This is a genomic window from Nocardia brasiliensis (assembly GCF_042691675.1).
Taxonomy (GTDB): Bacteria; Actinomycetota; Actinomycetes; order Mycobacteriales; family Mycobacteriaceae; genus Nocardia; species Nocardia brasiliensis_D.
The window spans coordinates 1,767,255-1,784,545 of the sequence record NZ_CP170507.1 but is presented as its reverse complement, the minus strand read 5'-3'; the positions used below and the strand labels follow the sequence as shown (position 1 = coordinate 1,784,545).

General features: G+C 68.0%; 18 protein-coding genes. 13 read left to right on the top strand and 5 right to left on the bottom strand.

From position 1 onward, the window contains the following. Positions 1–16: 16 nt before the first annotated feature. Positions 17–724: a hypothetical protein gene (locus ACFK0J_RS08295; RefSeq protein ID WP_378738079.1), complete on the top strand. Its 708-nt coding sequence runs from the start codon at positions 17–19 to the stop codon at positions 722–724. 7 nt (positions 725–731) lie between these two features. Here ACFK0J_RS08295 and ACFK0J_RS08290 read toward each other — a convergent pair whose 3' ends face one another. Further along, entirely contained in the window at positions 732–1,517 is a 786-nt protein-coding gene (locus ACFK0J_RS08290; RefSeq protein WP_218474707.1) for an IclR family transcriptional regulator, read from the bottom strand. A 133-nt stretch (positions 1,518–1,650) separates the two neighbouring features. Between ACFK0J_RS08290 and ACFK0J_RS08285 the strand changes: the two genes are divergently transcribed. From ACFK0J_RS08285 to ACFK0J_RS08265, 5 genes are read left to right on the top strand one after another with little or no spacing between them, the layout of a single operon-like run. Continuing rightward, complete coding sequence (locus ACFK0J_RS08285; protein WP_378738077.1) at positions 1,651–2,133, top strand: flavin reductase family protein; 483 nt, start codon at positions 1,651–1,653, stop codon at positions 2,131–2,133. Next, a complete protein-coding gene (locus tag ACFK0J_RS08280; protein ID WP_378738075.1) occupies positions 2,130–3,404 on the top strand; it encodes an acyl-CoA dehydrogenase family protein in 1,275 nt (424 codons plus the stop codon). Before ACFK0J_RS08285 ends, ACFK0J_RS08280 begins: the two co-directional genes overlap by 4 nt. Then, positions 3,401–4,786, top strand: a complete 1,386-nt coding sequence (locus ACFK0J_RS08275) for an aldehyde dehydrogenase family protein (protein WP_378738073.1) — start codon at positions 3,401–3,403, stop codon at positions 4,784–4,786. Before ACFK0J_RS08280 ends, ACFK0J_RS08275 begins: the two co-directional genes overlap by 4 nt. Further along, positions 4,783–5,934 (top strand): FAD-dependent oxidoreductase, encoded by a 1,152-nt coding sequence (locus ACFK0J_RS08270; protein ID WP_378738071.1) that lies wholly within the window; start codon positions 4,783–4,785, stop codon positions 5,932–5,934. The genes ACFK0J_RS08275 and ACFK0J_RS08270 overlap by 4 nt, the downstream gene beginning before the upstream one ends. Positions 5,935–5,950: 16 nt before the next feature. Next, positions 5,951–7,369: an aldehyde dehydrogenase family protein gene (locus ACFK0J_RS08265; protein ID WP_378738069.1), complete on the top strand. Its 1,419-nt coding sequence runs from the start codon at positions 5,951–5,953 to the stop codon at positions 7,367–7,369. Positions 7,370–7,413: 44 nt separating this feature from the next. Here ACFK0J_RS08265 and ACFK0J_RS08260 read toward each other — a convergent pair whose 3' ends face one another. Genes ACFK0J_RS08260 through ACFK0J_RS08245 form a run of 4 tightly spaced genes read right to left on the bottom strand, consistent with a single transcriptional unit; the run spans position 7,414 to position 10,138 of the window. After that, positions 7,414–7,734, bottom strand: a complete 321-nt coding sequence (locus ACFK0J_RS08260) for a Dabb family protein (RefSeq protein ID WP_378738067.1) — start codon at positions 7,732–7,734, stop codon at positions 7,414–7,416. Next, on the bottom strand, positions 7,731–8,324 hold the full coding sequence (locus ACFK0J_RS08255) for a neocarzinostatin apoprotein domain-containing protein (RefSeq protein WP_378738065.1): 594 nt from the start codon (positions 8,322–8,324) through the stop codon (positions 7,731–7,733). The genes ACFK0J_RS08260 and ACFK0J_RS08255 overlap by 4 nt, the downstream gene beginning before the upstream one ends. A 24-nt stretch (positions 8,325–8,348) precedes the next feature. After that, positions 8,349–8,936 carry a GPS-CTERM domain-containing protein gene (locus ACFK0J_RS08250; RefSeq protein WP_378738063.1) on the bottom strand — a complete coding sequence of 196 codons (588 nt, stop codon included), beginning with the start codon at positions 8,934–8,936 and terminating at the stop codon, positions 8,349–8,351. Then, positions 8,933–10,138 (bottom strand): hypothetical protein, encoded by a 1,206-nt coding sequence (locus tag ACFK0J_RS08245; protein WP_378738061.1) that lies wholly within the window; start codon positions 10,136–10,138, stop codon positions 8,933–8,935. Before ACFK0J_RS08245 ends, ACFK0J_RS08250 begins: the two co-directional genes overlap by 4 nt. 286 nt (positions 10,139–10,424) lie before the next feature. On the opposite strand from ACFK0J_RS08245, the gene ACFK0J_RS08240 reads away from it, so the two are divergent. Genes ACFK0J_RS08240 through ACFK0J_RS08210 form a run of 7 tightly spaced genes read left to right on the top strand, consistent with a single transcriptional unit; the run spans position 10,425 to position 17,272 of the window. Next, positions 10,425–12,029 carry a nitrilase-related carbon-nitrogen hydrolase gene (locus tag ACFK0J_RS08240; RefSeq protein ID WP_378738059.1) on the top strand — a complete coding sequence of 535 codons (1,605 nt, stop codon included), beginning with the start codon at positions 10,425–10,427 and terminating at the stop codon, positions 12,027–12,029. After that, positions 12,026–12,835, top strand: a complete 810-nt coding sequence (locus ACFK0J_RS08235) for an oxidoreductase (RefSeq protein WP_378738057.1) — start codon at positions 12,026–12,028, stop codon at positions 12,833–12,835. Before ACFK0J_RS08240 ends, ACFK0J_RS08235 begins: the two co-directional genes overlap by 4 nt. Then, complete coding sequence (locus ACFK0J_RS08230; protein WP_378738055.1) at positions 12,832–13,776, top strand: alpha/beta hydrolase family protein; 945 nt, start codon at positions 12,832–12,834, stop codon at positions 13,774–13,776. The genes ACFK0J_RS08235 and ACFK0J_RS08230 overlap by 4 nt, the downstream gene beginning before the upstream one ends. A gap of 10 nt (positions 13,777–13,786) precedes the next feature. Beyond that, positions 13,787–14,908 carry a Rieske 2Fe-2S domain-containing protein gene (locus ACFK0J_RS08225; RefSeq protein WP_378738053.1) on the top strand — a complete coding sequence of 374 codons (1,122 nt, stop codon included), beginning with the start codon at positions 13,787–13,789 and terminating at the stop codon, positions 14,906–14,908. Continuing rightward, positions 14,905–15,594 (top strand): hypothetical protein, encoded by a 690-nt coding sequence (locus tag ACFK0J_RS08220; RefSeq protein WP_378738051.1) that lies wholly within the window; start codon positions 14,905–14,907, stop codon positions 15,592–15,594. Before ACFK0J_RS08225 ends, ACFK0J_RS08220 begins: the two co-directional genes overlap by 4 nt. Then, entirely contained in the window at positions 15,591–16,508 is a 918-nt protein-coding gene (locus tag ACFK0J_RS08215; protein ID WP_378738050.1) for a hypothetical protein, read from the top strand. The genes ACFK0J_RS08220 and ACFK0J_RS08215 overlap by 4 nt, the downstream gene beginning before the upstream one ends. Next, the gene (locus ACFK0J_RS08210) at positions 16,505–17,272 is read left to right on the top strand and encodes an SDR family oxidoreductase (protein WP_378738048.1); all 768 of its coding nucleotides are present in this window, start codon (positions 16,505–16,507) and stop codon (positions 17,270–17,272) included. Before ACFK0J_RS08215 ends, ACFK0J_RS08210 begins: the two co-directional genes overlap by 4 nt. The last annotated feature ends 19 nt before the right edge of the window (positions 17,273–17,291 follow it).

The following is a 17,291-nucleotide window of genomic DNA, read 5'->3' as shown; positions in this document are numbered from 1 at the left end:
CGGACAAGAGGATTCCATGGGTGCACACCCGCACGGCTGGTGGATCATGCTCCATCTCGTGCTGTTCGTGTTCTGGCTCGGCGGCGATCTCGGCGTGTTCTATTCGAGCCGTTTCGTCATCGATCCGAACCTGACGGCGCAGGCCAGAAGCACCGCACTGGCGATCATGAGCGGCCTGGACCTGGCGCCGAAGATCTGCTTGGTGCTGTTCCTGCCGAGCGGGGTCACCTTGATGGCACTCGATCCGCACGGCGCGACACTGTTCGGAATCAGCCTGTTTCCATGGTGGTTCGTTGCACTGACCTGGCTGTTCGCCGCTGCCTGGCTGGTGTTCACGGTGACCACGCACCGCACGCATGGACGAAATACCTTGGCGCGCAATGCCGACCTCACCTTCCGCGTCGGGGTGATCCTCGGCATGGGCGTTGCGGGTGCCTACGCACTGCTGGCCACCACACCATTCGGTGTCACCACCAACCCACGCTGGCTCGGCGGCAAGATCCTGCTCTACGCGCTGGCGATCGCGGCAGGTCTCGGCATCCGAATGACGTTGCGCCCCTTCGGGCCCGCCTTCGCCCGCCTGTTCGCGGAGGGATCCGGCGAGCAGGTGGAGCGCACGCTGCGCCGCAGCGTCGACGGCTGCCTACCCTACGTGTGGCTGATCTGGGGCAGCGTGCTCGCGGCGGCGACACTCGGCGTGCTGAAGCCCGGTGCCCAGCTGTGAGGCGGGACTATCCCGGGTAGCCCAGCTGAGCCGACACCGCACCGGTCGCCTTCAACAGCATCGGCACGCATTCGTCCATCCGCGGCTGGAACCGCGACAGTGGTCCGCAAACGCTGATCGCCGCCACCACACCGCCGTCGTGATCCAGGATGGGCGCGGCGATGGACGCGGCCCCGACCTGCCGCTCCCCCATCGACACCGCGTAGCCGCGCTTCTTGATCGCGGTGAGCTCGGTGCGCAGCTTGCGTGCCGTGGTGATGGTGGCATCGGTGAACGGGGTCAGCTCGTGCCTGCCGAGGTACTCGTCGATCTCTTCCTTGCGCAGCAGCGCCAGGATGACCTTCGACGAGCTGCCCGCGTACAGCGGATACGGCACGCCGAGCGCGACCTCCATCCGCAATTCCTGGTCCGGCACAACCTGATCCACGTACATGCGGGTGTCGCCGCGCCGGATCGACAGCGTCGCGGTCTCCCCCGTGACGGTGGCCAGCCTGCGCAATTCCGGCGCGGCCATCACCCGCAGGTCGGTGCGCGCCAGATAGGCGCGGCCGAGTGCGATCGCGGCATGGCCGAGGGCGTATCGGCGGGTGGTCGGTTCGAGGGTGATCAGATCGCGATTGCGCAGCGCGGTGAGAATGCGATGCACCGCGGCCTTGGTGATGCCGAGTTCGGTGGCGATCTCGGTCACCCCCAGATCGGGACGGCCGCTGCGGCCGAAAAGCAGCAGCACATCCATCGCCCGCTCGACCGCGGCGATCGACCGGCTCTGGTTGTCGGGTTCGGTTTCGGGCACGCGGCAAGTGTAAGCGGCGGATTTCCCGATGCGAAACACCATCCCCTTTCTCGCCGCGCTCCTCTTGCGCCGAACCGAGACACGGCGTTACCGTGTGCGTGACAGCGTTTCCACTATCGAAACGGAGGCAGCGGTGGATCCGGCGTATCTCCGTACGGTATTGGCGCAGTGGGCCAGTGGCGTCGTTGTCGTCACCACGATTCGCGAAGACGGCGAGCGGCACGGCATGACGGCGAGTTCATTCACCAGTGTGGCGCTCGATCCGCCGCTCGTCTCGGTCTGCCTGGCCTCCGACGGCACGACGTGCCGAATGGTCCGGCGCAGTGGCGTTTTCGCGGTGAACGTGCTCGGCCGCGAGCACCGCGACATCGGCCGCCGGTTCGCCGAACCAGGCCAGGACGCCGATCGCTTCGCGGTCGGCCACTGGAGTACCGCGACCACCGGCGCCGCGGTACTCACCGACGCGACTGCCTGGCTCGACTGCGTGGTCGCCGCCTGTCATCCCGCCGGGGATCACACCATCGTGCTCGGCATGGTGCGGGACGCGGCCGTGCCGCGACCCGCGGCACCACTCATCTATCACGACCGCACCTACCACGAGGGGATGGCCCGATGATCGGGGAACGACTCGTCGAAGACATGACCGACGCGGAACGCGAACGCGCCCAACGGGTCGACGCCGTCTTGCCGGCCTTGCGCGCGGCCGCCGAGGAGGCCGATCGGGTCGCCGCCTTCCCGGCGACGCACGTCGGTCTCTTGCGCGACGCGGGCCTGCTCGGTTTGGTGGTGCCGGAGAAGTTCGGCGGGCTCGGCGGCACGCTGCGCGACCTCGCCGCCGCCACCTACGCGATGGGCACGGCCTGCCCGTCGACCGCACTGGCGTTCTTCTTCCACAACACCAGCGCCTCGCGCGGCCTGCTGCCCTTGGAGGCGATCGAGGCGGGCTTGTTCGCCGAGGACGAGATCCCGATCGTCCAGTCCTTCGCCGAGAAGGTGCTCACCCGAATGGCGGACGGGGTGTGGCTGGCCAACTTCGCCTCCGAATCGGTGAAGACCGCGGCCGCCAACATCACCATCGCCACCACCGCCCGCAAAGCCGACGGCGGCTGGATCCTGGAGGGCGAGAAGTCATTCGGGTGCGCGACCGGCGTCGCCGACTACTACCTCACCTCCGCCAAACTGGCGGGCTACGACACCGCGGCGGGTCTGGCCACCTTCTTCGTGCCACGCGAGGCACCCGGCGTGAGCGTGCGCGCACCGTGGGACGGGCTCGGCATGCGCGCCACCGCCAACAATGGGATCCGGCTCGACCAGGTCTTCATCCCGGATGACGAAGCCATGGCGGTACCGGGTGCGTTCACCAAGATGCTCACCATGAGCCGAGGCAGTTTCGTCGGCAACCAACTGGCCATCGCGGCCGTCTACACTGGCTGCGCCCAGCACGTCTACGACGAGACGATCGCCGTGACCACCGCCAAAACCTTCGCCGACACCGGGGAACCCATCTCCTCCTCCCCCGTGCACCAGGTGTTGATCGGCGAGATGACCCGGCACCTGCAGACCGCCTACCTGTGGTTGCGCTACCAACTCACGGTCGAGACCGCCGAGCCCCCGTTCAAGCCGAAGCAGGACGTGTTCACCCAGTGGCGACTCGGCAAGGGCGCGGTGACCGAGGCGTGTTTCCAGGTCGCGCTCGGCGCGTTCAAGGCAGGCGGGACCTCCGCGGCGGCGATGAGCGGGGTGGCCGGGCGCGCGCTGCGCGATCTGGCGATGGGTCTGGTGATGACGTTTCCCGCCGAACGCGGAATGCTGGAGGTCGCGCGCATCGTCACCGAGGCGAAGGCGAACGAACTGTTCACCACGGCACCGACGGAGGCCGCACGATGACCGTTGACCTGCCTTTCCTCGCCGATCTGGTCGAAGGTGAATGGGGTACGCCGACAACCGATCTCGGCTTCGCGCTGGAGGACCCGGCGACCGGCGAAGAGGTCTGCCGCGCCATGGCCACCAGTGCGGTCCGTGCCGAACGCGCGCTGGCTGTCGCGGATTCTTTCGATGACCGGATCGAGCCGAAAGTGCTCGACGCGATCGCGGATGACCTCGAGCAGCGGGCAACTCGGATCGCCGAGCTGGACGCGTTCGCCACCGGGGTACCGATCAGGCAGACCAGCTTGCTCGGTGCGATCGTCTCCGGTTCGTTCCGGCTCGCGGCCGAACAGGTCCGTGGTGGCGCGCTGCGCGCGGACCGGGACGGCGTCGAGGTGTACCGGCTGCCGCTGGGCACCGCGTTGTGTCTGGTGCCGTGGAACGCGCCGGCGCCCATGGCCGCGCACAAGGTGGCGAACGCGCTGGCCGCGGGCTGTCCGGTGATCCTGAAGGCCAGTGAGCTGGCCCCGTACAGCTCGATCGTGTTGGCGGAGGTCATCGCCGAACATGTACCCGCCGGGATGTTCCAGCTGGTCCAGGGTGGCCCCGACCTCGGCGCGCGGCTGGTCCAGGACCCGCGGGTCAGGGCCGTGTCGTTCACCGGCGGCCTGGCCGGCGGACGGTCGGTGGCCGCCGCCTCCGCGCCGCTGCTGCGGCCGTGCCAGCTCGAACTCGGCGGCAACAACCCCCTGGTGGTGCTGCCCGACGCCGACCTGGACACCGCGGCGCGGATGGCTTGCGACTTGCTCACCACGTTGAACGGGCAGTGGTGCCGCGCGCTCGGCCGGTTGATCGTGCCCGCGGACCGCACCGAGGACCTGGTCGCGGCGATCGGCAAAAGGGTCGCGGCGCTGCGCGTGGGGACGCCACTGGACCCGCTGACCGACTTCGGACCGCTGATCCACTCGCGGCACAGGGAGGTCGTGCGCGCGGCAAGCAGCGCACGTTCCCGCTCCTTCGGAACTGTGCCGGAGATCGGAAACTACGTAGCGCCAACCCTTCTCGACGAAGACCTGCCGGTCGAGGTGTTCGGTCCGGTGGCGGGGGTGGTCGGCTACGACCGGATCGAAGATGCGGTGCGAGTGGCCAATGCGGTGCCCTACGGGTTGGAGGCGTACGTGTGTGGCGGCGATGAGGAGCGCGCATTGTCCGTGGCACGGCAGATCCGAGCCGGGGAAGTAAAGGTGAACGGGTCGTCGGTTATGAGCCTCCATCTGATGACGCCGCGGCCCGCGTGGGGCCGGTCCGGACTCGGCGAGGAGGGGACGGCGGAGACGCTGCGCTTCTTCACCGGGGCGCGGGTGGTCGGTGTCGAAGGGCGTTTCGCCCTGCACATGTCATGACCGATCGGGCAACGGTCGCGGTCGTCGGCGCCGGGCCGGTCGGGCTCACCGCCGCACTCACGTTGGCGCGCCGAGGTATTCAGGTCACCGTGCTGGAGCAGGGCGATGAGCTCGCACGCGAGTCTCGGGCCTCCACATTCCACCCGCCGACACTGGAGATGCTGCAACGGCTAGAGGTGCTGGACGCGTTGCTGGACAAGGGAATCGTCGCGCGGACGTTTCAATATCGGGAGCGCGGCGGTGGGGCGATAGCGACCCTCGATTTGGGTGTGCTCGCCCAGGACACCCCCTTTCCGTTCCGGGTGCAATGCGAACAGAGCAAGCTCACGCCGATTCTGCTCGACGCGCTGCCCGGCAACGCGGAGGTACGCTTCGGTCACCAGGTCGACGGAATCGACACCAGCGCAGCGGAACCGGTGCTGCACACCACACGCGGGCCGTTCCGAGCCGAGTGGGTGCTCGCGGCCGACGGCGCGCATTCCGCGGTACGCCGTGGTCTCGGAGCCGAGTTCCAGGGCAGTACCTACCCGGAGCGCTTCCTCGTCGCGTCGGTCGAGGAGGATCTCGCGGCCGCGCTGCCCGGCATCGCGCCGATCAACTATGTCTTCGATCCCCGTGAGTGGCTGGTCCTGCTGCGCACACCCGAGCATTGGCGGGTGCTGCTGCCGACTCCGGCGGACTCGCCCGATCACGACGAATTACGGAGGCTGCCAATCCGGTTGGCTGCTGTCGCCGATCTCGGCCGACCGTGGCGGGTAGCGCATGCCTCGCTCTATCGGGTGCATCAGCGGGTCACCGACCGCTTCCGGTTCGGCCGTGTCGTGCTGATGGGCGACGCGGCGCACGTCAACAATCCGCTCGGCGGTCTCGGCATGAACAGCGGCATCCACGACGCGGTCACCCTGGCGACCGCGCTGGCCGACGTACTCGACGGCGCACCGGAGTCAGATCTCGATGTCGCCGCCGAGCGACGGCGCACGGTCGCGATCGAACACGTCCAACGCACCAGCCACGACAACTGGAACCGACTGCGCGGCCACGATGACAGCTATCGGGCGCAGCTGCGGAAACTGGCCGCCGATCCGGCCGCCGCACGCGCGTATCTGCGGCGGAGTTGCCTGCTCGACTCGCTGGAGCCACAGCCGTGAACACGGTGGCTCGGTCGTGATCATCGAGCGCGAGAATCCCGCGTGCCCGACGGAAATCGTCGGTGCTGTCCCGGTCACTGCGCCTGATGCGGTCGACGCCGTAGTTCGAGAGGCGCACAAGCAGTTCCGGGAATGGTCCGGGCGCTCCTTGCCCGATCGGCTCGCCGCGATCCGGACCGCCGCGACGGGACTCGATGTGGGCACGGACGCACTCGCGGCGCTGCTCGCCCGCGAGTCCGGTAAGCCGGTCGCCGACTGTCGGGGTGAGATCGGCTTCGCAGCAACCTATCTGCGGTGGGTGGCCGACCACGGACCAGAAGTGTTCAGCGCAACCGTCATCGATGATGAACAAGGGCGGATCGGCATGTCCCCCAAGCCGTTCGGTGTGGTGGTCGCGATTACCCCGTGGAACGCGCCGATCATCCTGTCGATGCTCAAGCTCGGACCTGCGCTGGCAGCTGGTAATACGGTGGTGCTCAAGCCGTCGCCGCTGGCACCGCTTGCGGTCGCCGAGGCGGCCGCGCTGCTGCCGGGCACCACCGTGCTACATGGTGGCCCGGATACCGTGCAGGCGCTGATTGCCCATCCGCTGGTCCGGAAGGTGGCGTTCACCGGGGGTGCGGCGGCGGGTCGCAGCGTCGCGGCGGCAGCGGGACAAGCCATCAAACCGGTGGTGCTCGAACTCGGCGGCAACGACCCGGCCGTCTTTCTCGACGACTTCGCGCTCGGTCCAGCGGATTACGAGCGGCTGGTGCTGGCCTCGTTCGCCACCGCGGGACAGGTGTGTATGGCGGCCAAGCGGTTGTACGTCCCGGCGGATCGGACGGATGAGTTCATCGACGCGTATCTCGCGGCGGCACAGCGCATTCTGATCGTCGGCGATCCGGTGGACGAGACGGTCACGATGGGGCCCGTCGTCACCCGAGCCGCCATGGAGCGAATCACCGGTCTGGTGACCGACGCCCGGAATCGAGGCGGCCGAATCGTCCCGCTGGCCGCCGCGCCGGACAGCGATGGATACTTCCTGGAACCGGTGCTCGCCCTGCACCTCCCGGACGATGCCGACCTCGTACGACACGAACAGTTCGGTCCCGCCGTGCCGATACTCTCCTACCGCACCGAAGACGAAGCGCTCACCCGCGCAAACGATTCCGACCTCGGCTTAGCCGCCTCGGTGTGGTCGGCCGACGAAGACCGCGCCTTCGCCTTTGCCGCCCAACTAGAGGCAGGCTTCACGTTCATCAACACCCACAACCGCACCGGCATGTCGTTGCGCGCCCCGTTCGGCGGCACCAAACACAGCGGTTACGGCCGTGAGTACGCCGAAGAAGGCCTGCGCGAATACGTCCAAACCGTCGTAACGCACGCCCCCGTCGCATTCCGCGCGGGCGGCGCGGGCCTCCCGGCCCGCGCCTACCCGCCCGCACTCCACTGACCCCACCCCGACCCCCGCCAGCAAAGGATGTGCGGCTGGGCTGGCTAGTGGCTTGCGGGGACGTGGGAGTCGACTACGGCGCGCGCCGCCAGGCGGGAAACGAGCCATTGGGCGAGTTCGCGGTGGGCTGGGTGGTCTTGGTAGGCGGACAAGTCGTCGAGCGAGTCGTGGGTGGTGGTCAGGCACAGGTCGTAGGAGACGGGGGTGGCGAGTTCGTCGAGAGCGACGGTGAGGGTTTTGATCTGGGGCACGGAATCGACCAGGGCGGTGAGGAGTTCTGCGGCCTTCTCGGCGTCGGACCGGTTGTGGAACTTCATCAGCACCACGTGCGTGAGCACCTGGTTGCGGCCCGCATCGGCGGTCATCGGGAGCCTCCGGTTCGGCGGCGTACTGCCACCACGATTCCCGCGCCGACCACAACCACTACGACCACCGCGATGCCGATGATGAGCGGTGTGTTGCTGTCCTCGTCAGAACTTTCCGACGCACTCGTATCACCTGCTGTGGCAGATGGTTTCGCGGAAGTCGCGGCGGGACCAAAGTTCAGCGGCACCGACGCGAGGATCTGGGTCGGATTGGTCAAGCTGGTGACGGCGATGGTGCAGGCGCCCGCGGCCACCGTGCAGTCGGTGCCACCGACGGTGGCGATCAGTGTGAGGGTTTTGTTGCCGCCGTTGGGTTGCCAGGTGCCTTGCGGGTCGGCGGTACCGAGCAGCGAGCCGCTGAGGTTGCAGTCGGTGGGGGCGACGACCTGGGGTTTGCATTGACCGACAGCAACGGTGGGCAGGTTCGGCGGCAGGCCGTCCAGCGTGACGGTGACGGCTTGGCCGACGGTCAGGCCGGTGTTCTGGCTCAGCTGTAAAGCGGGAGCGGCCAAGGCTATCGGGCTCGTGCCGAGCAGTGCGGCGAGCGTCGCCGTGCCGAGTAGGCCGAAGCGGGCTATGCGGGTTCTCATGGGCTCCTCCTGAGGAGTTCTTCTTTACAGCCGCCGCCGGTCGGCGAGGGCGAGGCCGGCGACGATCACCAGCAGGCCCGCGGTCGCCATCCACAGCAACGTGGACGGGCCCTCGGTATCGGTGGCAGGGGCGGCGGCCACCGCGGCCGTGGTGGCGACCGGCAGCTGCGCGCCCGCGAAATCCAGCGGCACCTCGGCCGAGTTGGCCGCGATGATCGCGGGCGGTTCGGTGCCCGGCAATGGCGCGGCAGCGACCACGCACTGCTCGCGCAGGCAGTCGATGCCCTGGAATCGGTGCCGCAGCGTGAAGGTCAGCGTCCCGAAGGTGCCGTCGTCGCCGATATTGACGAAGGTGGCCCCGCCGTCGAGATCGCAGTCCTTCAGGCCGTTGGTGAAACCCTGACGGCATACGCCGACCGCCACCGCCGCGAGCCCGGGCCGAAAGCCGCTGCCACGCGCGGTGATCTGCTGCCCTTCGGTGAGCTTCGTTGTCTCGCTGAGCTGCAACAGCGGCCGGTCCTCCGGAGCCGTGCGCGCCGCCGGTCCACCTCCAGTGCTCAGCAGACCGGCGATCAGCAGCGTTGCGGCCGAACGGGTTACGGCACGGATCATGAAGCGCCTCCTTCGGGAGCCAGTCCGGGGATGCTCGGCCGGTGCGTGGGGACGGCCGCGTGCCGACCGCAGCGGAAGGCGACAGCCAGGATCGGAAGAACCAGCACGGCGAGCGCGGAGCCGGTGCCGATGAGTCGACCGAGCAGATCGACCATGCCGAGACCGACAAGCGCTCCGGCCACCGCAACCGCTGCCGTGACCACGGCGGCCGCGGCACGATCGGCGAGCGCGACACCCGCGAAAACAGTGGTATCGAGTAACGCCGCCGCACGGCAGGCCGCCGTCAGGGTCACCGCCATCCCGGTGGCGAGCGGCAACGCTCCCGGCGCGGTGCCGACCAGCAGCGGTCCACCCGCGGCCAGGATGAGCAGGGGCACAACAGCATCGATGCGGCCTGGCAGCGCCACGGCGAGCACGGCGGGTATCGCGGCAAGCAGGAGCCACGTCGCCTGCTCGGTGCCGAGGGCGTTCCACCGGAACAGCAGCAGGTGCAGGGCGGGCAAGGTAGTCCCGCCGATGGCGAGTCCAACAGCCGCGTACCCGAGTAGTAGCGACGAGCGCCGGAGGCGGGGACGGTCGGCCGCAATCGCGAGTGGGGCCGAATTTCCGAGCGACCCCGGCGACCACCAGTCCTGCGATCTGCCGGTGAATCGCGGCACCGCAACGCGCCGAATCGACAGCGGCGCAACAACTGTGCCGAGACTACCGCTGATGATCAGTCCATTTCCAGGCGCACCGTCGTAGACGACGGCAAGTACGGCAGCCAGCGCGACACCGATGATCATCACCGCATGCCAACCAGCAAGGGAGCGCGGGTCCACGTCCGCTACGAGTGCCCGTCCGATGATCAGCAGCGGACCGGCGCATGCGCCCGCGACCAGCACGCCCACGGTGAACAACCAAATCCCCGGCAGGAGACCGGAAATGATCGTCGCCGACCCAGCCAGCACAGCGAAGGCGGCGGCCAGCGCGGTCGAGGAGTACCGCCGGAGCAGCCAAAGGCACAGCGGCACAGTCAGACATCCGACTACCAGTCCGGTCAGTGCGATATAGCCGATCACCGCCCCCGGCACACCCAGCGCGCCCCCTAGCGGCTTACCGAGCAAAACCAGCTGCCCACCGGACGCCGGACCCAGCATCGCCCCGGCGCACACGGTGATCCACGCACGTACCGTTGGGCGCTCGAAAGTCGGGGAACTCATGCCACCGACCGACGTCGGCGCCTCGACGAAGCAGCGGTCCGCGTCCAGTACGCGGTAGACGGTTCGCAGGTCGTCATCCTCACCTCCTGCGGCATGTTTCGCTGTAGGAAACACAGTTTCGCAATTGCCATATTGAACCCGTGGCACCAGTGGGTGTCAAGACGTGCTGCGGGAAGCACGAAATCCGGTCCACCCCTGGACAGATCGCGCGGTGCGGTACAGAATCCAAATGTGGAAACAGCGTTTCGATCTACGAAACGCATTCCGGATAGGAGCGTGCGAGCCGATGACCCGAGTCGCGGCCGGACAACTCGCCGCGGGGACCGACCTCGCGGTCAACCTCGCTGCCTGCCTCAGGATGATCGACACGGCCGCCGACGCCGGGGCCGAACTCGTGGTGCTTCCGGAGTTCTGTAACCACCTATCCTGGTACGACGACCGCGCGCATGCCCGCAGAATGGCCTGCACACCCGGCGACGCATTCCTCACCGCGATCGCCGGACGCGCCGCACGGCACCGGATGTACGTGAAGATCGGTGTCACGCTGGCCCGCCCGGACGGCCGCACCACCGGCACCGGCCTCCTCTTCGGCCCGGACGGCGCCCTGCTCGGCGAATCGGACAAGCAGATCCTGATGGGCGCGGAGCACGACTACCTCGACCAGGGCCGCACTGAATCACCCGTGATCGAAACCCCCCTAGGCCGCATCGGCATGTACGCCTGCATGGAAGGCGTGATCAACGAGGTCGCCCGTTCGCTGGCGGTGCGCGGTGCGCAACTCCTGCTCAACAGCCTCAATTCGTTCGCCGTCGATGAGGCGAGCCTGCATGTTCCGGTGCGCGCGGCGGAGAACAAGGTGTGGGTGGTCGCCGCGAACAAGGTCGGGCCGCTGCTGCCCGCGACGCAGCTGCCCGCCATCGCGGCCCGGCTCGGGGTGCCCGAGGACCGGTTGCACGGTGCGGGTGAAAGCCAGATAGTCGCGCCGGACGGTGCCCCGGTCGCCGTGGCCCCGGTGTCGGGCGAGGCGATCGTCATCGCCGATATCGACGTCGCGCGCGCCGACGACAAGCGTCGTCCGGATGGCACCGACATGGTGGCGGCCCGTCGACCGGAGATCTACGCACCGCTGGCCGCCACACCGAGCCCGCGGCGGGCGCGACCGGGCGCCGAATCGCTGGCTACCGCACTCGTCGCACCAGACGCGGGAACGATCAAGGATCTCGTAGCCGACGGCGTCGAACTGCTCGTGCTGCCGGAGCTCGCGGACATCTCGATCGCCGAAGTTGTTCGGGCGCTGCGTGGCTCACCCGCGCGTGCCGTACTGACGGTGCGCGAAGGTGCGGCACACCACGGAGTATTGGTCGATGCCGAGGGCATTGTCGGACGACAGCCTCAGCTGCACCGGACCAACCGACACCCCTGGCTCACCGAGCTCGGCACAGAACTCACTGTATTCGAATTGCCTTGGGGGCGAATGGCCATCGTGGTCGGTGACGATTCGCTGTTCCCGGAGACGTTCCGGCTCGCCGCTGTTCAGGACGCGGACGTCGTCGCGGTCCCGTGCACCCCGGCCGAGCCGTGGGAGCTGCGGCTCGGACTGCCCGAGCGCGCCGCGGAAAACCGGCTCAACGTGCTCGCCGCGGGTAGCGGCGAGAACGGGCTCGTCGGCGCTGTCTACGCACTCAGTCCGGACTTCACCTTGTGGACCGCCTGGCCCGGGCCGTTCACCGGCGTGATCAGCCATCCGATCGTGACCGAGGCACCGCCGGGCGCGCTGAGTGTGCGCGCCACCGTCCGACCGGCTCAGGCCGTCAATCGCACCGTATCCAAGGGAACCGATCTCGTGGCCGGGCGCCCACGGACCACACACCGAGGAGCGGAGAGTTCATGAAGGAAACCGTGCAGCATGTCGCACAAATGGTCGACGAGACACCGCGGGTCGACGTCACCGCGACGTTCGACGAGTGGCGGGAGCTGCTGACCGAGTTGAAGTTTCGGATCGCCGAGCGGTTTACGCTGAACCGCGACCCGAGCACCGACGAACTGGACGACTATGGCGACGCGGCCACCGGACCGGCGGGCAGCCTCGCCGCCTACACCGGTCCCGAGATCGACTGGCTGGTGCATTCCTGGATAGGTGATCCGCGAACGGGTTTCGTCAACCTGCACCTCACCGCGTGGCTCGGTCCGCAGGTCCGGGTGCCGCATCTCGGCACTGCCCTGCTGCTCTGGCCGGATGGCTGGTTCTACGTCGATGCGATCCCACGCGGCGATCTAGTCGGCGACGCAGCCTATTTCGATAGCTATTACGCGGCCGACGACGAACCGTGGCTGACGTTCAAGGAAGAGCACCCCGACTTCGCCTGGTTCACCAGCCGCACCGGATTCATTCGGGGCAGCCTGTCGCCCACCGCGTACTGCTATTCGTTCCCGCCGACCCGCCCGAATCTCGACACCGTCGCCGATCTGCTGCGGGCCCGCGTGGACCAGTGGCTCGGCTGGGTAGCCGCGGCCGAACCCGTTCCGGCCGAGCAACGATCGGCACTCGCGGCACGGGATCTGGCGATGCGCCGCAATATCGCCGAACGTGATCCCGCGAATGTGATGGGCGAACGGATGTTCGGCGCGCAGCTCACGCAGCGACTGGTCCGTGCGCTCTGGGGTGGCGACCGGGTCCTGCCGAGGCCTGCCGCATGAGGCTCATTCGATCCCTGTGGTGGTCCGCTCGCACCGACGGCGACGCACCGTTCGACACCGCCCATCTGAAGGTCTACTACCCCGCGGTTGCCTCCGGTACCGACACCGAGCGCCTTTCCGGGGTTTTCGCGCACGACCCGGCGGACGCGCCGTACCCGGTCGTGGTGTTCCTCTCCGGCGTCAATGTCGGCCAGGACTCCTATCGCCGATTCGCCACCGCGATCGCCGAAAGCGGCTTCGTCGTGGTCACCTTCGACCGAGTCGCCGAATTGTTCGGTGGTCAGCGCGGTCTCACGCCGGGCGTGGATCTGGCCGCGGCACGTCCCGACGCCTACGGCACCCGTCCGACCTGTCCGACCATCGGCGCCGTCCTGGGCGCCCTCACCCAACTGAACGATCTGCCTCCGTTGCGCGGCGCGCTCGATCTGGACCGCATCGCACTCGGCGGGCATTCCGCGGGCGGCACCGTGGTTTTGCAGTCGGCGCGCTTCTTCCCCGGCGTCGGGGCGGTGTTCGCGTGGGGCGCGCACACCATGGTGGCCACCATGCTCGGTTGGGCGCCTGGCACTGTCCTGCCCGCCCAGGTGGCTTGCCCGGTGCTGCTCGGCGTCGGCACCAATGACGGCGTGATCAACGGCAGCGCCGACCGTTACGGCGAGGACGGCGCCGATCGGCCGGACCCGGTCGGCCGCACCTTCGCCGAGGCGCTGCCCGATGGTGCGCATCTGCTGGCCGTGGTCGAGGGCGCCAACCACTTCGGCATCGCCGATGCCGATCCCACCGCGGCCCGTGCCTTTCTGGACGGGCCGGACGAAGCGCCGGCGCTCGCCCCGTTCGCCGAACTGACGTCGGCCTTCTTGCGCGCGCACCTGCGTGGTTCGGCCGAGGCCAAGGCCGAGTTGGCCGGTTTCGACCGCGGCCTGCGGTTGATCCACCGTTAGGAGCAAGACCATGCTGAAGAACTTCTGGTACGCGGTGGAATTCGCCGACCAGGTCGGCAGACAGCCGAGGAAGGTGACCTGTCTCGGCCAGGATTTCGTGCTGTACCGCACCGAAGCAGGCATGGTGATCTGCCTGTCCGATCTGTGCGTGCACCGTGGCGGCGCCCTGTCCATGGGTTCGGTGACCGGCGACCGTATCGCCTGTCCGTACCACGGCTGGCAGTACGACTCCACCGGTGTCTGCGTGAAGATCCCGGCCAATGCGGAGGAGCGCAAGATACCCCGCAAGGCACGGGTCGACGCGTACCCGACGGTCGAGCGGTACGGGATGGTCTGGGCTTTCCTCGGCGATCTGCCGGAAGAGCAGCGCCCGCCCATCCCGGCACTGCCCGAGCACGACGATCCGACCTTCCGGCGGGTGCAGTACGAGATGGTCATCGACGCGAATTACGAACGGGCGCTGGAGAACGTGGTGGACGCCTCGCACACTCCGTTCGTGCACGGCACCGCGTTCGGTAACCCCGACAAGCCGGGGATCCCGGATTTCCGGATCCGCACCGGAGATTGGTCGGCCGAGGCCGATATCCAGCTGAGTCCACCTCCGCCCAAGGGACTTTGGGGACTGCTGGCCAAACGCAAACCACGCCCGGAGTACGTCACCGTCACCAATGGCTGGTATCTGCCGAACCTGGTCAAGCTGCATATCCGGCTGCCGATCGGGGATCTGCTGCTCTACGACTTCAATATCCCGCTCTCCCAGGACCGTACGTTGATCAAGATCATCGGCTACCGCAACTTCTTCACCGGTGGTTGGGCGGACGCCAACACCCGCAAGCGGATCGAGATGATCCTGCTGCAAGACCGCCCCGTGGTCGAGTCGCAACGGCCGGAGCTACTGCCGTTCGATCTGTCCGACGAACTGCATGTGCGCAGCGACGGACTCCAGGTCGCCTACCGGCGCAGGCGTGCCCAGCTGATCAAGGACGGCTGGTGGGTCGGCGGCGACGACATCATCACCGGGGACGTGCCGAGGCGCAAGGCCACGATCATCCCCTCGCCCGCACGTCGCGACAATCCCGAACTTGCCAGCGCATGGGTGCACAAGGCCCGCAACGGAGGTGCCACGTCATGAGTCTGCCCGCCACGCTCAGCGAACGGACCCTGGACACCGTCCGGTCGACGCTCGGCCTCGCCGTCACCGAGGATCTGTCGTTGACCAGTGCCATGTGCCCCGATCCGGTAGGCAGGCTGCGGGTGTTGCGCGGCGGGCCGATCGACAAGGCCGTCACCGTCGACCTCGTGGTGCCCGCAATCGGCCTGGACAGCCACATGATCTTCGCGTTCACCCGAAGTGATTCCGCCGTACCGCATTTCACGCTGGATTCGGTGCGGGCGGCGGAGTACCACGCGATGCACCTCGATCTGATCCCCCGTGCCGACCTGGCAATCAACCTGCCTTATCTCGATGCGGCCTTCCTGCCGCTTACTCCGCTGTTGGAAGCCGCATGGCAGATCGACGGATTGTCGCCCGCCGCGATCGGACCACGGCAGCGGGCGATGATGTCGCCGTGGATGCTGGTGTGCCGGGCCACCGATGACGCGTTCCGGGCACTGGATTCGACCGTCGACAGCTATCTCGAACATTGGCTTGTCCTGCTGGACAAAGGCGTTCCGTCCGTCGCGGCGGATCTTCCCGCCCGCGATCGGGCCAATCGCGCGAATCTGTTCAGCCCGGCGGTGGATCCGGTGTGGGCGCAGGTGACCCGGCTGCTCGGCACCGACCAAGCCGAGCGGGTGCGCGGGGAGTTGGTGTCATGAACACCGCGGCCGCACCGAGCCGTTGGCAGCAGCGGATCGCGGGCGAATGGGTCGGGCGCCCCTCCCTTTTCGACGCGGGCGGCGTGTGGCGCGGTTTCGAGGACATCCGCAGGTCCTCGGTCTTCGAGGATGGGGTCACCACCTACTACATGGATGGCGGCCTCACCGGCGGCGGAGAGCTGGCCGGTCGCTTCGCCTCGGGCGCGCCGTTCGCCTTCGGCGTGCTCGACTCCGACGCGGACCGGATCTACACGGGGCCGGACTTTTTCGGCTCGGGCCAGCCCTATGGCGGATTCGTCGACGCGCACTACTACGGCCCCGGCTGGCAGGTGAGCCTGAATACCTGGAATCAGACGATTGGCGATACCCAGGTGTATTCGTCGGTGCTGTACCAGGGCCCGGCCATGGTGGGTGTCTTCAACGGGGTCTATACCCGTGACCCCGCGCTCGTCGATGAGCGTGTCGACACCGAAACACGCTGCGGAGCGGTGCCGTTCATCTATCCGTCGAAGCAGCCGAGCCGCTACGCGGGTGACTGCGAACTGTGGGGCGCTGAGCAAAACCTCCTCGGCACACTGCGGGTCACCGTCGATATCGAGCCGGTCACCCTGCTCAGTGCGCAACACCGCGTCACCTGGGCGGGCCCGATCGATCACCAGTATTCGGCGAGCGTCCGGCGCGACGGTGCCCGCTCATTCCACGAAGGGCCCGACGTCTGGGGCAACGCGACCGCCTACGGGCGCGCCAACTATCCGCTACTGCACTTCGCCGACGGAAGGCGGCTCACCGGACGGGAATTCATGATCGACGCGCAACCGGGTATGGGCGCGGGCAATGCCATCGCCGTCGTCTACGAACTGTTCGAACACAATCGGCTCGGCGCGGTGGTGCACGGCGTTCTGGAGCGGTCATGAGTACCGTCGTGGTGACCGGCGGCACGCGCGGCATCGGCCTCGGCATCGCCCGCGCCCTGCTCGCTCGCGGTCATCGGGTCGCCGTATGCGGCACCGATGTCGAGCGCATCGAGCAGCTACGCGCGGAGCTCCCGGAAACCGCACTGGTGGTCCCCGCCGACGTCACCGACCGGGACCAACTGCAGGCACTCTGGGACGCGGCGAGCGAACGATTCGGCCGCATCGACGTCTGGATCAACAACGCGGGCATCTCGCATGCCCGTGCGCCGCTGTGGGAAATGCCCGCCGCGCAGGCACGCAAGGTGCTGGAGACCAATCTGCTCGGGGCGATCAACGGTTCCGCGGTCGCCATCGCGGGCATGTCCGCGACCGGTGGGCACGTCTGGAATATGGAGGGCCTCGGCAGCGACGGCCGCATCGTGTCGGGCCTGGCCGCCTACGGCGCCAGCAAGCGCGCGGTCACCTATCTCACCGAAGCCCTGGCCGGGGAAGTCCCCGCCGGGGTGTCCGTCGGCCTGCTCAGCCCCGGCATGGTGGTGACCGACCTGCTCACCCACGGCTATACCGACCCCGTCGAACTGACCGAGGCGCGCAAAGTGTTCAACATCCTGGCGGACCGGGTGGAGACCGTCGCGCCGTGGCTGGCCGAACGCGCGGTCTCGCGCACACGTAACGGCGCGCACGTCCGCTGGCTCACCACACCCAAGGTCGCGGGCCGGTTCCTGATGGCCCCGTTCCGGCACCGCGACCTGTTCACCGAATGACAACGGCAGCAAGGAGTTC

Coding starts and splice junctions, on each gene's coding strand:
- ACFK0J_RS08295 (WP_378738079.1), top strand. CDS start 17: ATGGGTGCACACCCGCACGGCTGGTGGATCATGCTCCATCTCGTGCTG.
- ACFK0J_RS08225 (WP_378738053.1), top strand. CDS start 13,787: ATGCTGAAGAACTTCTGGTACGCGGTGGAATTCGCCGACCAGGTCGGC.
- ACFK0J_RS08245 (WP_378738061.1), bottom strand. CDS start 10,138: ATGAGTTCCCCGACTTTCGAGCGCCCAACGGTACGTGCGTGGATCACC.
- ACFK0J_RS08270 (WP_378738071.1), top strand. CDS start 4,783: ATGACCGATCGGGCAACGGTCGCGGTCGTCGGCGCCGGGCCGGTCGGG.
- ACFK0J_RS08280 (WP_378738075.1), top strand. CDS start 2,130: ATGATCGGGGAACGACTCGTCGAAGACATGACCGACGCGGAACGCGAA.
- ACFK0J_RS08240 (WP_378738059.1), top strand. CDS start 10,425: ATGACCCGAGTCGCGGCCGGACAACTCGCCGCGGGGACCGACCTCGCG.
- ACFK0J_RS08215 (WP_378738050.1), top strand. CDS start 15,591: ATGAACACCGCGGCCGCACCGAGCCGTTGGCAGCAGCGGATCGCGGGC.
- ACFK0J_RS08235 (WP_378738057.1), top strand. CDS start 12,026: ATGAAGGAAACCGTGCAGCATGTCGCACAAATGGTCGACGAGACACCG.
- ACFK0J_RS08255 (WP_378738065.1), bottom strand. CDS start 8,324: ATGAGAACCCGCATAGCCCGCTTCGGCCTACTCGGCACGGCGACGCTC.
- ACFK0J_RS08230 (WP_378738055.1), top strand. CDS start 12,832: ATGAGGCTCATTCGATCCCTGTGGTGGTCCGCTCGCACCGACGGCGAC.
- ACFK0J_RS08250 (WP_378738063.1), bottom strand. CDS start 8,936: ATGATCCGTGCCGTAACCCGTTCGGCCGCAACGCTGCTGATCGCCGGT.
- ACFK0J_RS08210 (WP_378738048.1), top strand. CDS start 16,505: ATGAGTACCGTCGTGGTGACCGGCGGCACGCGCGGCATCGGCCTCGGC.
- ACFK0J_RS08220 (WP_378738051.1), top strand. CDS start 14,905: ATGAGTCTGCCCGCCACGCTCAGCGAACGGACCCTGGACACCGTCCGG.
- ACFK0J_RS08260 (WP_378738067.1), bottom strand. CDS start 7,734: ATGACCGCCGATGCGGGCCGCAACCAGGTGCTCACGCACGTGGTGCTG.
- ACFK0J_RS08275 (WP_378738073.1), top strand. CDS start 3,401: ATGACCGTTGACCTGCCTTTCCTCGCCGATCTGGTCGAAGGTGAATGG.